This is a genomic window from Mesorhizobium sp. M0106 (genome assembly GCF_040322715.1).
Lineage (GTDB): Bacteria > Pseudomonadota > Alphaproteobacteria > Rhizobiales > Rhizobiaceae > Mesorhizobium.
On sequence record NZ_JAMYUA010000040.1, the window covers coordinates 19,584 to 34,915 of the forward strand.

A 15,332-nucleotide genomic window follows, 5' to 3' on the forward strand; every position below is an offset into this window, starting at 1 on the left:
GTGTGGGGAGCACTGGTGAGCAAGAAGACTAGATTACGTGCATCAGGCAACTATTTGGGAAGTCGGGACGTCGGCGCTTCGCCCCATTCGGTTGCTGCCGCTATGATGACGCTTTCCAGAAGCAGGCATCTGAGTTGCCACGGCAACTTGGCGCCTTCACTTCGGTCGGCAGAGACGGCCGGCCCGCATGCCAGAAGCGGACGCTCGCGCCGCTTGATTTTGGCAGGCATCGATATTCCTCTCGCGCGCGCTCAGTCGAGGTAGGAAGCGACGTCGAACTCGATGCTGCAGACTTGGATGCTCAGAGGTCAAGAGCCAGCAATGCGATCACCTAGCCGCTTTCGGACAGCCTCTCGTAGTTGAATCTTGCCAAGATCGTCCAGTATGGAGGCGGGGAGAGGTTCGACCGTTGCCAACAATTGACGCCCAGGATGATCGGGTTCCAACAGATCAATAATTCGCTCGGCAGTGGTCCGGTCACGCCTGGCCAGGGCGTTAGCCCCGACGAGCAGCAGAGCGCGTCGCTTGTTCGAACTGGCGACCCGCTCGAAGATTTTAAGAGCAGTTTCCGCCGAGGCATGGGCGCCGACGAGATGAGCCGCTGGCGCCGCGAGGATTGCCGGGGACCTAAGTAGAAACGCGGGTGTCAGACGCCCGACAATACTTGGGTCCACGGACTCTGCATCGGCCAAGGCATCAAGGGCGTCGAGCCGGATCCAGCGCGCTTCCGGGATGTTGACGAGGTTCCAGATCTTCTGCTGGATTCCAGCGCTGCAGCAATGCGCTGCGACAATCAGGGCGTATTGGCTGAGCGTTCGGTCGACGGTCGTATTGGCAAGATCGATAAGCGTATCGCCGATCGCATCGGATAAGGAACCGTTGGCGGCAAGGGCAACGACGGCTTCCTGCGCGATATCAAAGCTTTCTGGCTCGTCGTGATACGGCTCGGCGCTCGACCAAGTGTCGTGGATCAAAGCCAACAGCGTGTTGAGGTGATCCGGATGCGGCCGTTCTGCGAGCAGAGCGACTAGAGCGCGGCGAACGCGGCTGCCGGGATCGGATGCCATGGCGAGGAGTGCAGGCGGCAAAGGATCCGGGAATGTCGGCGCCAGATGAAGTAGTGCCGCACGGCGCGCATCCGCGCGCTGGTGCCGCAGCGCCGCTTGAACAAGGGCGGTATCGCCAATTGCAATCGCCGCCTCAGTTGCACTGACGGCATGCTCCTTGCGGCTGGCAATCGTCAGCCACTGAGCAATCGCTGGCGAGGCGTCGCCTCTGCTTTCGATGATTACCGGCACCACGAGATCAAGCGCCTCCGCATCAAGTTGCGATGCACAGCCCGCCAGGAGCGCGAGCGCCGGTCCGTTGACCCGGCGAGCTTTCCGCTTGGTGGTGGGAAGTGCGTTTAGGATTTCCCCGAGCTCATTTGGAAGTGCACCAGTGATGCGCCTAAGCTTGGCGTGACTGTCTTTCCCAAGGCGCCGGCGGGCGCGCTGCATGGCTGTGAGCAGGGTGACTTGTCGATCAGGCTGCTCGCCATTCACCTGGAACGCGGCGACCAGTGCATTTGGCGCGACTTTCAAAGCTGTGAGCGCAAGTTCGTCACGCAGATCCACGTCAGAGAGGACAGAGCCGATCCGCACCGCAAGCACAGGCTCCAGCGATGCGCGCCAGTGCTCTCGCACTGCCGCCCAGACATACGGCTCCTCATCCAGGCCTTTGCCCACAGCGAGAATGGCCCAAAGCTCGTCTTCACCCGCCGACGCGGGGGACGTCAGGAGGGCCTGCGCCCAGGCACGGACCAGTTCCCCAACGCGCGGATGGTTGGCGAGGACCTGCCAGCGACCCTCTTTGCGGAGCTGGCGGATGTAGGCGTCGATGAAGACGCCGGATGTGTAACCGTCGCCTTCATGGCGCGACTGCGCGGCCTCTTCGACGGCATGATCGCGTTCGCCATCCTCGATCGCGCGCCACTCCTCCCGGCCGCTCTGAACGTGCTGACGGTGGATGCTCGCGAGGTCATGCAGCGCAGCCCGCACGACGCTCTCAAATCCATCTAGGTCGCGCACGGCGCCGGCCGCGACGGCGTCGGCATTGAGCTCGAAGCCGTTGCCGACCATCTGGCGCGCGGCCTCGAGATAGGCGGCGGTCAGGTTGGGTGCCAACCGATCGAGCCGCTTGGCGAAGCCCGTTCCATAGTTCCCTCGGTCGAAACCAAGCACCTGGCGAATAAATCGGTCGGCGATTTTGGCTGCGACTGGGTTCGCGGACACGATATCGTACCAGGCATCGTCAAAGGTCGGTGGCTGCCAGTTACGGATGAAGAACGAAGCACCCCGCTGCGTCCCTTTCAACAGCCATCGCGCGACGCGGCTCGGTATGGACGCATCGCTGCCCACCTCCGACGCCAGCTCCAGCAAAGGTGGGAACTTGGAAGCCGGATCCATCAGGCTTTCGTCCAACCAGGCATCGATCGCTTCGTGGCTGCCGGAGTCAATGTCGAAGGTTCGCTCAACGTCCTCTCGGCGAGCGAACGACCGGGTCACTTCAAAAATTCGAGCTGCCGTTTCCAAGCCCCAACCGCGATGCGCTGACGGCAACTGCACGAGCGCGGCGATAAGAGTCTCGATCGCAAACTCGCTCTGGCCCCAGTTGTCCCTGGCGAAGGCTTCAAACCCTTGTCGGACGCTGGGATGAGCAAAGGCGATGGTGCGGGCCGGCTGACGCAAATGGCGGGCCGCGACCATGCGGTCTATAAGACGGTCTAGGCCGTCGCCGAGTGCGCGATCAAGCCCGCGTAGCGCGCGCTGGAGAGGGTGGAGTCGGCTGCGGTCGAATTGACCGCGTGCCGCCAGCAGCGCCCAAACGATGGCTGACGTGCCGCAAGTGTCGATCGACGATAGGGCTCTGAAGACAACACCTTCCACCGCATCGCGCTGCGCCAGTTCGAGCAGCCGGCGAAAGAAGACATGGTCTTCTTCGCCGACATCGGGGCCGGTTTGCATATGCGCGAAGTACAGCTCGATCTCAAGCGGCGTGCCAAGCCTGTCGAGCACCCCGTTGCGAAACGCATACGCCTTGGTCTGCAGAGCGGCCGGTAGCTGATCCATGCGGTTATCATGAATGTCGCGAAGTTGACCGTCCCGGTACTGGCCCGCATCCAGCTCGACCGACCACGCGTTGAGGCTGCCGCTGACCTTGGCGCTCTGCATCATGTCGCTGCGGGACGTGATGACGAACTGATGATCCGGCGTAGCCTTGGCAAGGAGGCGTGGCAACTGCTCAGTCCAAGCTTCGCTGCCCCCGCGTAGGCTGAATTGGCCCCATGGATCATCGACATAGAAGAGTGTCGGTCCATTGTTGACGACCTTACGCACGCTCGTCGGCGCATCGTCCGCCCCAACAGTGACGACCTCCAGCACACCATTACGCCGACGCGCGATATCGCATAGCTTGAGCGCTGCCTGCGTCTTGCCTGTGCCCGAGGGTCCCCGAATGACAACTGCGTTCTTGTCGTTCAGGACCTTGAGCATCTCGTCAAAGTTCGCAGGGGGCACGAAATGCTCGAGGCTGGCAGAGCTGGCCAAGAACCCGCCGTGCGCCCGCACCGTTGCGAGAAGGTCATCGCTCGTCCATAGACCGGGCGTGCTGCCTCGGGTCCGCCGCCTGGCTTCGAGACGCAGCTTTTGGAGGAGATTTAACTGCTCGACCTTGGGAACGTGCAACAGGTCCGACATTAGCGCTCGGATATCGGATGCGAGCTGTTTCTCGGTGAGCTTGCCCCAGATCGCGACACGGCCTTCGGGCGACGTTTTCAATGTGGCGTGCAGGCTCGACGGAAAGCTTGCCTTATCGGAGACCTCTTCGAAGCCTTCGACCAGCAGTCCACGCGCGACGCCCTTTACGTCGGCATTGGTGACGAGCAGATAGCGAGTGTTCGGCTCGTCGAGATGATGCAGTGCTTTTCGGCGCCCCCCCGTTTTGTCGGAGCCGTGCTTGAGCAGGGCTTCGAAGTCCTCGACCGACCAGGGTTCGCCGTTGTCCATTTTGACTTGGACGACAAGCCTGTACCCGCCTGCGACGGTCGCTCTGGGTTGTAGGCGTCCTGGCACGTGGGGCTCCAGATCCGCTTCCAAATCCTCCTCGTTCGCTGGCTCGAGTACGAGGCGCGTAGCCGCCTTGGAGATGAGGAGGAGTTGCAGGGCAGCGAGGATCGAGACGTCGAGCTGATAGTCGAAACCCGCTTGAGCGGCGGCGGCGCCTCGTAGGAGACGTTTTGCGTCCGCGCTATTGGTCAAGGGCGGGTCCGACGGGTTGAAGCGCAATCGCTTGGTATCTCCACGACTATTTGTCGACATCGTCGAACACCGAGCGCTTCGTGGCGACCGGAGTGGGAGCCGGAGCTTCCTCCTTCTTTTGCGTCACGATGTGCGTCCAATCCGCTTCGTCTCCCAAGCCTTCCTCCCGCTCGCGCTTGCGCTCTTCCAGTCCCTTGACTGACCGCTTCACCTGATTGCGCACGTCGTCGATCAGCGCCGCGGCGTCCGCGTCGACACCGATCGCCTCAATGTGATCGAGCACGCCAAGAAGCTTCTTGAAGTGGCTGACAGGCTCCTCGTCCAAGTCAGCGTCGGCGACGATCTCGTCGATCCGCTCTTCGAGCGAAGGAAGCACAGTTGTTCGCAGTGCCAACCCCATGCCGATCAGTCTCAGCGGCGGTACGAGCGCTAGCATCTCTGGTTCTTCGAAGAAGGAAGCATCTAGGTTCGTGAGCACGGCGGATTCCAGGGTGTCGGCTGCCTCCGAGCGCAGATCGTCCGGCAAGACGCCGAGGTGGTGGGCTCGGGCGTAGGCTGCGATCTGGGGATCGTTGCCGGCGAGCTCGGTTCGCCAGCAGGACCGTCGCAGTAAATTTGGAAATTGCTGGACCGCTTTGGCGAACACGGGCCCGCTCGCCCGATACGACAGGAAGTGGAATAGCATCCAATTGCGGTGCCATTCATCGGGGGTGTGGCCGAGCCGGGCGACCAGAGCGTCGTCGAGCGACGTTGGGATGACAAGTGCGTCTCGAATGAGAGGCGAGCCCTCGCACGTGAAACTGCTGAGAATGGTGTCGATCGTGGCGCCCCGTATGAGCGCCGCCATCATATGCGGCTTCTGGCGCAGGATCTCCGTCAGGGCGTCGGAGATCGTCGGATGAGCGAAGGTCCATTTTGATCCGGAGAGTTTCAGGAACGAGCCCTTCAACTCAGCGAAACAATCCTGAATCTTAGTGATCGTGTACCCTGTCAGCTCCGCGACCGCCTGGGCAGCCAACACATCATGGTCGCTGGGATCGAAGCCAGCTTGATGGACGTAAACCAGGATGAACGCGGCTTGCAGCTGATCATCCAAGGCGTTGACCGTATCAATCAGATGCTCTGTCGGCTCTTCCATGAAGCGCACGAGCGAGCTTTCGCGGGGCGCGAGCCCCTTGGTGAAGTTCGGGTCACCAAGACGTTCGGCAATCCCCGGAAGAAAGTCGCGAACGGCGGCGACTGCGGCTAGGTGTGGCTTGACGCTCGATCGCCAGCTCTGGCTCTGCTCGCCGAAATTCACATGGTTATAGAGAATCTGCGTCTTTTCTTCGAACGTCAGCTCGCCAACATCGACTACGGCGCTGCCATCAGCGAATTGGGCAAGGTTGCGCTGTCCGAGCCGACGCCGCGCCGCTTCATAGATATGCTTGCGGGAGGTCAGGAGAAAGCGGTTGCCGTGCTTGATCGCGGCCCGCAGCTTGGAGAATGCCGACGCCCAGTCCTGCACGTAGTCGTCGCGTAGCACATTCGAGCCGAAGGCGTCGTCGATCCAGAAGAACCGGCCGGGATCGTTAGGATTCCATCCGGCCTCGAAGTCGCGGGGACTGGTCAAAGCAAGAACGGTGTTGTCCGGATTTTCCGAAGCTATTGTCGAGACGATCGCGCCAATCGCTGATTTGCCGCTTGAGGGATTGCCCAGCAATAGCACGACGCCATGGGCGGAGATCGCGTTGACGGCGTCGCGATGGGCTTTTGTTGGCACATAGGTGCGAAGCTTTGGAATCCAGCTGTCAAGCAGCGCCCGGCTTTGCTCGCTTAGCCGCTCGTCCACGATCGAGGTGAGGTCCCCCAGGCCGTAGACCTGCGGGACGAGGGCCCGCAGGCGCGCGCTGGTCCGGATGACCCGGACGATATACTGGCGACCAAGAATGTGCGGCTTACGCACGCCGAGCGCCCGAAGCCTGGCACGCATCGCCGCCGCGACAGGCGCATCCACGCTCATGTTCGTCATGAAGGCGTAGGTGTCAGCCTGACCGGCTTTGACCAGTTCCTCGACATTCTCAAGCTCGGCGGTGAGAACGCTGACCTTCAAGGCCTTCATGGCATCGGAGGTATGCTTGCACTGGACCGTGCCGATGGGCGGTGCGTCGGTTCCCGAGGGGATGAGGAAGACCGCGTCCTGGCCGCCGTCCTGGGCTTCGCGGAAGATTTCCACGGGCCGGCCGAGCACGACCTCGCATACCTGCGAGCAAAGATCCTGAAACGCGCGCCAGCCGATGGTATGGAGCGCCAGATCGCTCCAAGGGCCGTGCCCTCGACGCTCGCGCGGCGCCGGAAGTTCGATTTGCGCGCTCTCGGCCGTCATGCGGTGGCGACACGTAGAACACCGACCGGCATCGGATGGATTTCCTGGTCAATGACCACGCTTGTGGCGCCGAGCGGTCCAAGGTCGATGTCGAGACGCCGGCCTCCCTCCGTCGAGGTGCTCACCAAGCGCCGGCACAGCAGATCGGCCAGCGCGGGGTCTTCGACTGCGCAGATTATTTGGCGCCCGTCCGAGCGGAGAGCGGCGAGCACTTCGACTAGGTGAAGAGCCCTGAAATCGTCGATGTGCTGAACGGGGTCGTCGAGCAGAAGGGACCTGAGTGGTGTCCACGCCCGCGCAAGATGGACCGAGAGAAGGAAGGCTAGACCTGCTGCGCGACGCTGGCCGCTGCTGAAGACAAATTGCGGGTTCAGACCGTCCCCCACCTTGAGGCTCAGAAAACGCCGGACGTCGCCGCGGATGCTGTAGTCGATCGTTCGCCAGTCGGCATGCGGTCGCAGGCGCTGATAGAGCTCGTTGAGCAGAGGACTGATCTGAGCGAGCCGCTCATCGATGATTTCCGCGCTCACGCGCCTGACGGACCGTTCGATTTCGCGAGCTGCCGTGACGGCATTCTGCGATTGGCTGACCGCTCTGGCCAGTTTCTCAATTTCAGCTCGCAGGGCCGAAATGTTGGTTTCGATCGACGACATCCGCGACACCGCTTGCGAGGCCTCCAGCACGAGGAGCGCACGCTCGAGGTCGATCAACCGGTCGCGTTCGGGAGAAATGGCCCGCTCCAGCCCGTCAGGATCCTGGATGAAGCGGTGATCGAGCCCCCACTGAGTGTAGAAGTCCACATGTGCCGCTTCCTGATCGCGCAGCTGGCGCAGCTCGTCCGCATCAGTTTGAACTGCTGCGGCGGCGGCCTGGAACGCGAGGCTGGGTTGCCGCGCGTTCTCTTTCGCGGTGGCGAGAGCATCGCGAGCGGCCTGAACACCCGAAGCCAGTGATGTAATCCGTCGCCGCGCCGCGGCCAGACCGGCGGCAAACTCGTCCGAGGTTCGGTGGGCTGCGCATAGCGGGCAGTGTTCGTCGTGCAGACCGAGGCGCTCACCGTGTTCGACGAGAAGGCTCAGCGACGCTGCGATCGCGTCCGTCTCTTCCTCGCGCACGAGGCGTTGTTCGGCTTCCGAGACGGCTTGCTGCGTAGCCTGATGCTCGCGCTGCGCCGTTTCGTGCGTCGCCGACGCGGTCTCGCGTTTGGCAACAGCCTCCGGAGCGTTGTAGGCCGCCTGCGCCGCCGCGACCTCGCGACCGAGTTGAAGCGCTTCGCCCATTCGGCCCAATCGAGTTCGTCCGTTCGCGAGCGCGTTTCGACCTGCAGCCAGCCGCGCCGTCAGCTCGGGCGGCCCATCCGGCGCCGCGGCGGCGATCACCTGGAGCGCGGCGGAAACATCTCCGGATCGGCTAAGGGAGGCTTGTGTCTCAGACTGCTGCGTTAACCTGTCCGCCAGCCGCGAACGGGCAGCCTCATAGGCGGCCTCGTCTCTAGAGTGAGCGGCTTCGGCGGCCGCCACGACCTCCTTGGCTTTGCTACCCGCCTCCGAGCCTTCCAAAGCACCGAGCGCCGACCGGACGAGATCGAATCGCTCCGTTTCGGTGAGGTCCAGACTGAGCGCGGCGATCCATTCGTCGCGGATGATCGATGTCCGGGTAAGCTGCCGGAGCGCGTCGTCCGGCGCAGGTGCGCGGCAGAGCGCGGCGTGGATTTCTTCCGCCGAGCGATCAGCCCCCGATTCACGCGTGCGCGTGATGGTGAACGGCTTCCCATCGTCGTCGACGAACGAGGCGGTGACGTAGTGGGCTTCAGGAACGCCTTCGCCTCGCCACCAAAGGTAATCGCTGAGGCTTTCCTTCGCCGCCTTCTCGACGGCGTATTTATCAATGGAGCCCGTGATCGCGAACTCGACTGCATCGCACAGCGTACTCTTGCCCACGCCGTTCCGGCCGGTGATGACTGTGAAGCCTCGTCCGAACTTGATCCGGACGAGATCCCTGAAACCACGAAAGCCGCATACTTCGATGCAATCGAGCCTCACGATGTCGCTCCCAAAATTCGAGCGACCTCTGCTGGCGTGGCCTCGTTGAGAAACGCGGTAACGGCGTCCGGAGGAAGGTCCTTCAGCCTGGTGCGCAGTCTCGTTTCGAAATTGGACGCGCCGAGCAGCGGCTTGGAACGGATGGACAGCAGCGGTAGGAGCGCCTTCTCAACGTCATCGGGTGTGGTGATCGAGGCCCTGGCGATCTTTCGGGTCAGAGAGAAATCCTCTTCAATGCGCTCGATCTCGCGCCCTCGGCGCGCATCCTGATCTGGGGTGAGAAAGACCGAATAGACGTTCCACGCCTTCGCTCCTGCGCCGCGCAACGAAGCGGCGTGGCGGGTGAGCGAGCCTTGCTGCATCTCCTTCCAGGTGCCGAGGAGAGTATCTGCAGTGTCGAAGACGTGGACGAACCCCATCAGCGCTGCGTTTTCGAAACAGCTCACGGGGCCGGCCGAGCCAGTCCACGTCCAGGTTTCGTACTGGGCGTCGCGAAGGAGGATTTCGGCTTGAGTGAAGATGTCCATCAGATGCCCAACACCGCTCTTGCCGCAGGGAGATCGAACCACTCGCCCGCCGGGTCTGGACGAATAACATCGCCTGCGCGGCCGCTCCGGACGACGTTGTCGGGGACGCCCAGGTCGGTCGCACCTACCGCGACAACAATGTCGGACCGCATCGCAGCGGGCGGCTCGACGAACTTTCCGCGTAGCGTCCCGAGGACGGATTGTGCCCCGTTTATGAGGCGAATGGTCCGGCCGTTCAGCTCATAACCGTCGGCGCGTTGAACTGCCCCCGCCTGACGGAGCAGCAAGTGGAAGAAGCCCAAGGCCTCTGGATTCGCCGGGCGAAGCAGCTTGGCCGGCTCCGCCGCCGAGACGCCTTCGGCATCCCGCCTCAGACCATAAAGGGCCTCGCTATCGAAATTTCCGACGTCTAGCCAAGCCGGGTCGCAGTGGGCTCCGGTGGCTTGCTCGAATGCGGCCCGTCCGGCGTCCAGGACCTGACGAATGTAGTTCGATGAGAATGCGCGACGAAGGTCGTCGAGCGCCACGGCCCCGGACTCTTGGACATGCTCGAACGTCACGTTCTGCGCGTGCGCTATCTCCCAGAGCTGCGGTGCCTTCTGCTCCAGCGCATTCGTTGGCGAAAGGTCGATCACCGTTACGGACAGCGGCTGCACGTCGATCAGCGCTTCGCCGATCACAGCGTTGAGGTATTCCCAGTCCGACCAGAAGCCGACGACGAGCAGGTCCTTCTGTCGAAGGTTGGCGGCCATCCATACTTTGCTCCGTGCTATGCGAGCCGATATTGTCGGGTCGTCGAGCTGCGAAGGTGCCCACACCGTGGACGGCCGGTCACGATGGGAGCAGCCATGGAATTTCAGCAGGGGCGCCTGACGGACCGCATCGACGGTAGCTTCGTCGCCGTCGAGCGAACCGCGGAAGTCCGCGCCATAGTCCCATGCCCGCCGCTCGATAAGCGTGTCGTAGTTGCTCGATATGCCGGCAACGGCGGCGCGAATGATGAGAAAATCGGCTATTGCGGCATGTCCGGTATTCGAAGGCCGCACGAAGGCGGGCCAGGGCACCAGATGTTCGATGAAGATCGATTGCAGGGTATTGAGGCCCGCGAAGTGCTCGGCGAGAGCCTCAAGATTGTCCCGAAGAGCAAGGTCGCAGTTCGGGTTTGATTCAAGACGATATTTGTCGAAGCAGCGCTCGGCGACAGTGCGGGCAGACGGCAGGCTGCTGGGTGGCGCCATCGATAGCCCGGCGCCGCAGACCACCAAAAGGCGGCCGGCGTTCATTGAGGCTAGAAGTCGAGTGATTGTCTCAGGCGTCAAGCAAGCCTCCGCCGAGAACTAGCTCGCCGACCTGCTGGCTTCGCTGCTGGCGCGTTAAGTCGCCGAGATGTTCGATCCGAACGGGCGGCCGAGCCGGCAGCTTTACTGTCATCTCAAATTTCTCCCCCTACAACCCCGATGCACGGCGTGTAGAGAGGTACATATCAGTTTGCCTCTCAAAGTGAAAATCTGAAAGCTGCACCACGTTGATTGCTGAGGCGATTCGAAGTAGATGACCTGAACGGCAGCTATGCACCGAATCAATTCGAAACGAGACAGTCGGCTCCCGGCCCCGTAGCTGCCGAATATTCCCCTTTCGCTTCCCTTCCGGCCAATGGTGCCCGAAGGAGAAGCACGATGGGACATTTCCAGCACGATCCTGCGATACCGGAGCGCAAACCTTGGAATGCTAGCCGGAACGTCGCTCGCGCGATCGAGCGCTCTTTTTCGTCATCCAACGCATCTCTTCGCAACGACCCTCAGGTTCAGGTCCCACAAAAGGTCTTATAGACGCGGCCATCGCGCGGTGGTGGCTCGGCATAGCTCGCGAAGCCTGGCTGGACTTCGTATGGCTTGCCGAGCACGGTCAGAAGGTCCTCGAACGGTCCGAACTCCTGTTTCTCCACGGCGGCCTCGATGACCGCCTCAACGCGGTGGTTGCGCGGGATAACGGCCGGATTGACGCGCTGCATGGAAGCCCGGCGCGCTGAACCTTCCTGCGGCTCTTGCCCGAGCCGTTTGCGCCAGCGCTCGGCCCAGTCGTCATATGGGGCAGGGTCTTCGAAGAGGCTGCGCACCGCGACGTCGCCTTCGGGTCCCATAGCGGCCTCGCTCAGGCGTCGGAAAGTCAGGGTGAAGTCCGCCTTGCCAGCGACCATCCGATCGAGAAGATCCTGCGTCAGCGCAAGATCGCCCTCCCGCTCCGACAAAAGTCCCAACTTGCTACGCAAGCCACTATTATACGCGTCGCTGAACCGTGCTGCGAAGGCAGAAAGCGCCTCTTGGGCCTGCTCCACGGATTTGTCCTGATCCTCAGCCAGGAGGGGCAGCAGACACTCCGCCAGCCGCGTCAGGTTCCACTGGGCGATCCCAGGCTGATTGGCATAAGCGTACCGACCTAACTGGTCGATCGAGCTGAATACGGTCTTGGGATTGTAGACGTCCAGAAAAGCGCAGGGGCCATAGTCAATCGTCTCGCCGGCGATAGACATGTTGTCGGTGTTCATAACCCCGTGAATGAAGCCGACGAGCAGCCACTGCGCTACGAGGTTCGCTTGGCGCGCAATCGCACTTTCCAGCAGTGCCAGGTAGGGGCGAGCAGCACCCGCGGCATCCGGGTAGTGCCGGGCGATCGCGTGATCAGCGAGAGCCCTCACCGCATCCACGTCCCCGCGCGCCGCGAAGAATTCGAAGGTTCCGATCCGCATGTGGCTGGATGCAACCCGTGTCAGCACTGCGCCTGGCAGGTAGGTTTCTCGTATCACCTCATCACCCGTCATGACCGCAGCAAGCGCCCGAGTGGTCGGAATGCCAAGAGCCGCCATGGCCTCGCTGACAATGTACTCGCGCAGAACGGGGCCAAGCGCCGCCCGCCCGTCGCCGCCGCGGGAAAACGGTGTTCGGCCGGAGCCCTTTAGCTGGATATCCCGGCGCACTCCTTCCTGATCGACGATCTCGCCTAGCAGGATTGCCCTTCCGTCGCCGAGCTGCGGCACGAACTGGCCGAACTGGTGTCCGGCATAGGCGGTAGCGATCGGCTCGGCACCTTCGGGAATCCGTTTGCCGGCAAGAATCTCAACACCCGCCTGCGTGGCGAGTTCTACCGGGTTGAGCCCGAGCTGGACGGCCAGCTCCTGGTTAAGCTTGAGGAGGTGCGGTGCGGAGACCGGGGTCGGGGAAACACGCGCATAAAACGAGCTCGGCAGCCGAGAATAGCTGTTGTCAAATGCAAAGCGTACCGTCATTCACACTCCTCAAACATCAACGGCAGTCGCGAGACGCTTCGTCGGTCGCAAAGGTTGTTATCAATGACAATAGTGCCATCAGACTGCCGGTCCGTATGCTGATGTGGCGATGCTCGAACTTCATGTCCAGCTACGTGCCAGAAATGGATGTGTCAGTGCCTTCGGGCAAGTAGTCTCTTCGAGCGGAACGGCCACGACGCTTCTCGCGCCAGCGAACGTCTGGTCTTCGCGAATCGGTAGCCTTAAGCCGCCTGACTGCTTTCGGCCCCCACACCAGTCGTTCCGTTGCTCCGGCTTAGTGGACGCTTCTGGCACTACAGCCATCTTCGCCAAGGGATACGAGCTGCATATTCACACTAACCCCACCCTGAAATCCTCCAGAACCTGAGCCAGCCCTGGCGCGCCGAGAAGTGTCAAAACGCGCTTCGCTTGAAGCTTCGGTATCGCCCGGTCGTAGATGGCGAGATTGGTCCCGCCGTTGAGGCGCGAGGGGTAAATGATTCCGTCAAGCTGAGATGGGTGCTCGTGAAACGCTAGCGACCACCGGCGTGCCAAGTTCTGGCGCTGTGCCCGAATGACATCGGTCGGCACACCCATCCGAACGGCATTGTCGCCTCTGAGGTCGACCAGGCGTAGGTCCGCCGTGGTCGCGATCTCCGCAAAGCGCCGTCGGGTCAGTTCCACCTCCTCCACCGGAAGATCGTCAAGGATTCCTTCGCGGCGGTCGCGGAGCACGGTCTCGAGGAAGCACACCTTCAGGGAGTCACCGAGATAGAGAACACCAAACCGATTGGCGTCAACGCGGCGTCGAGGATCGCTGAATCGGCTCGGCGACTTCCCGTGTCCCAGCGGATCGCGATAAGTGCTCCAGTAGATCCGGCCGAATGTCCGTCCCGGCGATATGGTCTCGATTTCGAGCTTTGCACGCCCGAAATCGGGTGGAGGAGGAACGCCGGGCATTCAGTCGAAATCGCCCCTGGCCATACCCTCCGCTGCGGCCAACACCGCGGCATCATCGCCTTGCTGAAGGGCTCTAAGGCCCGTCCGGCCATCAAGGGCGCCGTGGCGCGACGCCAGAAACCGATAGACGGCCCAGGCACTGTTGCCGAGAGTCTCGTGGAGCGCCGGCAATGCGCCGAAGGGACGACCGTCCTTGTCGAGTTGCCAGACAGGAAAGCGGAATCCGCGCTTGGCGCCATCGATCCCGAGCACCTGTCCGCTTTGCCGCTTGGCGTTGACCGTCACCCGCGACGTGCCGATCAGCTTGGCAAAGGCATCCGCGCTCAGCATGTCTTCGCCGGCGACAATTTCGGCAACACGCTTGCGGCCACGCGCGCGCGCTGTGGCAAGCGCCGCCTCGAGTTCGGCATCGGGCTTGCCGGTGTCCTCGACGGGAAAGGTATCGATCGGTTGCTCCTCGACCGGCGTGATCGTCTGCGCATCGGCCGCCGGATCGACCTCTACCCGGAACGAGACGCGGTGGCCGATCTTGCGGCTGCGTGCGATCGCTTCCTGATAGCGTTCGAGCAGCACCTTCTTGAAGTCTGCCTGTGCCGGCAGCTTTGTCGTGAAGCTCAGGGCGGCGACTCCCGCCTGCGACGCGGACCCGCCATGATTGCTGCGCTTTGGAGCGGCCATGATGAAAACCTCCTGCTGTCACCAATATGGTTACAGAGCGCAAGTTCGTCAAGTTCGATAATTTCGTAAAGCCAGTGGAGAATGGCTGCGCATTAAACAATTCCCCAGGCGCGAAACCTTCCCCTGCCCGTCATCTCGCGCAGGCCGAGCTCGCCGACAAGATTGAGCGCCCCCTGTTTTGTCACTTTTAGCCGCTCCTGGATCATGCCAGCCGAGACGAGTGGCCGCGACAGCACCAGCTCGATGAGGTCCGGCAGTTTCGAACTGGCGCGGCGGTCGCGGAGTTTTCGCTCCATCTGGCTTTTTGCCAGCACCAGCCGGTCGTGCTGCTTCAATCCCGCAAGCGCGGCGTCGTGGATTGCATCGACGGAGGCCAGCAACCGGTCGGACCGATTGCGTGCCCGCCGCCGCTCGCGCGGAATGTTTTTGGCGCCGAGATGCAGACAGGCGAGATGGTGGGCGGAAAGATCCTCCTGGCGCAGCAGCGCGGCGCAAAACAGCGGCCCGAGCCAGGCGGCATGCTGCAGCACCTCGATGTCGGTCCAGGCCTCGAGCAGGATCGCGCCGCTCAGGACGACCGGCAGATCCCGCGTCCTGTCGATAACGTCCTGCCATTCGGCCAGCCGTTCTTCTTCATTCCAGTCGAGATCGTAGATCAGGCCGTTTTGCGGCTCCGGCCGGTCACGTCGTGACGTTTCCTCCTTTCGAGCCGGCACGTCGGCGCCACTCAGAATCCTGGATGAGCGGGCCAGAACGGCATCGATCTCGGCAAATTCTTCGGCCAGCAGATCGTCCTCAGCGTCATCCCGACCGTCGGTTTCAACGGTGCTGCTTCCAGCCCCCTCCCCTTCCCGGCTTTTTTGTCCCGATGCCGGCGTCACGCCGCCGCGACCGGTCAGGGCCAAAAAACCTTCCCGGCTGAGCGCCCAGTCCGGTTTTTGCGCAAAAATGCGCCGGCGGGCGCGCAGCACGGCATGCGCCCGGGTGAGTTCGTGGGTCGGCGTGCGGATGTCCATGTGGGCGTCGTGCAGGACAAGGTCCTCGAGGTGCACGAGTTCACCCTCGAGCCAAAGTGCTGCGGCCGCATCGCCAAAATGCTGGCGCTCGACAAAGCCGTCGCGGACGGGGGAATGAGCCAGCCGCTCGTCGAGCCGCGCCAAGGCTTCGGTCACGCGGGAA

At 62.4% G+C, this 15,332-nt stretch carries 9 protein-coding genes; all 9 read right to left on the reverse strand.

Annotated elements, in window-relative coordinates; all coding sequences use genetic code 11:
• Positions 1-308: 308 nt before the first annotated feature.
• The 9 genes from NKJ55_RS27840 to NKJ55_RS27880 all read right to left on the reverse strand — a co-directional run bounded on the left by NKJ55_RS27840 (position 309) and on the right by NKJ55_RS27880 (position 15,325).
• The gene (locus tag NKJ55_RS27840) at positions 309-4,298 is read right to left on the reverse strand and encodes an nSTAND3 domain-containing NTPase (protein ID WP_352452662.1); all 3,990 of its coding nucleotides are present in this window, start codon (positions 4,296-4,298) and stop codon (positions 309-311) included.
• Positions 4,299-4,344: 46 nt separating this feature from the next.
• The gene (locus NKJ55_RS27845) at positions 4,345-6,663 is read right to left on the reverse strand and encodes an nSTAND3 domain-containing NTPase (RefSeq protein ID WP_352452663.1); all 2,319 of its coding nucleotides are present in this window, start codon (positions 6,661-6,663) and stop codon (positions 4,345-4,347) included.
• Complete coding sequence (locus tag NKJ55_RS27850; RefSeq protein ID WP_352452664.1) at positions 6,660-8,705, reverse strand: ATP-binding protein; 2,046 nt, start codon at positions 8,703-8,705, stop codon at positions 6,660-6,662. Before NKJ55_RS27850 ends, NKJ55_RS27845 begins: the two co-directional genes overlap by 4 nt.
• Positions 8,702-9,232 (reverse strand): hypothetical protein, encoded by a 531-nt coding sequence (locus NKJ55_RS27855; RefSeq protein WP_352452665.1) that lies wholly within the window; start codon positions 9,230-9,232, stop codon positions 8,702-8,704. Before NKJ55_RS27855 ends, NKJ55_RS27850 begins: the two co-directional genes overlap by 4 nt.
• A complete protein-coding gene (locus NKJ55_RS27860; RefSeq protein ID WP_352452666.1) occupies positions 9,232-10,515 on the reverse strand; it encodes an SIR2 family protein in 1,284 nt (427 codons plus the stop codon). The genes NKJ55_RS27855 and NKJ55_RS27860 overlap by 1 nt, the downstream gene beginning before the upstream one ends.
• Positions 10,516-11,036: 521 nt before the next feature.
• A complete protein-coding gene (locus NKJ55_RS27865; protein WP_352452667.1) occupies positions 11,037-12,515 on the reverse strand; it encodes a protein adenylyltransferase SelO in 1,479 nt (492 codons plus the stop codon).
• Between the two features lie 351 nt (positions 12,516-12,866).
• The gene (locus tag NKJ55_RS27870; RefSeq protein WP_352452668.1) at positions 12,867-13,475 is read right to left on the reverse strand and encodes an RES family NAD+ phosphorylase; all 609 of its coding nucleotides are present in this window, start codon (positions 13,473-13,475) and stop codon (positions 12,867-12,869) included.
• Complete coding sequence (locus NKJ55_RS27875) at positions 13,476-14,153, reverse strand: XRE family transcriptional regulator (protein WP_352452669.1); 678 nt, start codon at positions 14,151-14,153, stop codon at positions 13,476-13,478. It lies immediately after the preceding gene.
• 92 nt (positions 14,154-14,245) lie between these two features.
• Positions 14,246-15,325, reverse strand: a complete 1,080-nt coding sequence (locus tag NKJ55_RS27880) for an RHE_PE00001 family protein (protein ID WP_352452670.1) — start codon at positions 15,323-15,325, stop codon at positions 14,246-14,248.
• Positions 15,326-15,332 lie beyond the last annotated feature (7 nt).

What these genes read in the sequence shown, in the direction of transcription:
- NKJ55_RS27845 (WP_352452663.1), bottom strand. Translation starts at nt 6,663, where the DNA reads ATGACGGCCGAGAGCGCGCAAATCGAACTTCCGGCGCCGCGCGAGCGT.
- NKJ55_RS27855 (WP_352452665.1), bottom strand. Translation starts at nt 9,232, where the DNA reads ATGGACATCTTCACTCAAGCCGAAATCCTCCTTCGCGACGCCCAGTAC.
- NKJ55_RS27860 (WP_352452666.1), bottom strand. Translation starts at nt 10,515, where the DNA reads ATGAACGCCGGCCGCCTTTTGGTGGTCTGCGGCGCCGGGCTATCGATG.
- NKJ55_RS27865 (WP_352452667.1), bottom strand. Translation starts at nt 12,515, where the DNA reads ATGACGGTACGCTTTGCATTTGACAACAGCTATTCTCGGCTGCCGAGC.
- NKJ55_RS27870 (WP_352452668.1), bottom strand. Translation starts at nt 13,475, where the DNA reads ATGCCCGGCGTTCCTCCTCCACCCGATTTCGGGCGTGCAAAGCTCGAA.
- NKJ55_RS27875 (WP_352452669.1), bottom strand. Translation starts at nt 14,153, where the DNA reads ATGGCCGCTCCAAAGCGCAGCAATCATGGCGGGTCCGCGTCGCAGGCG.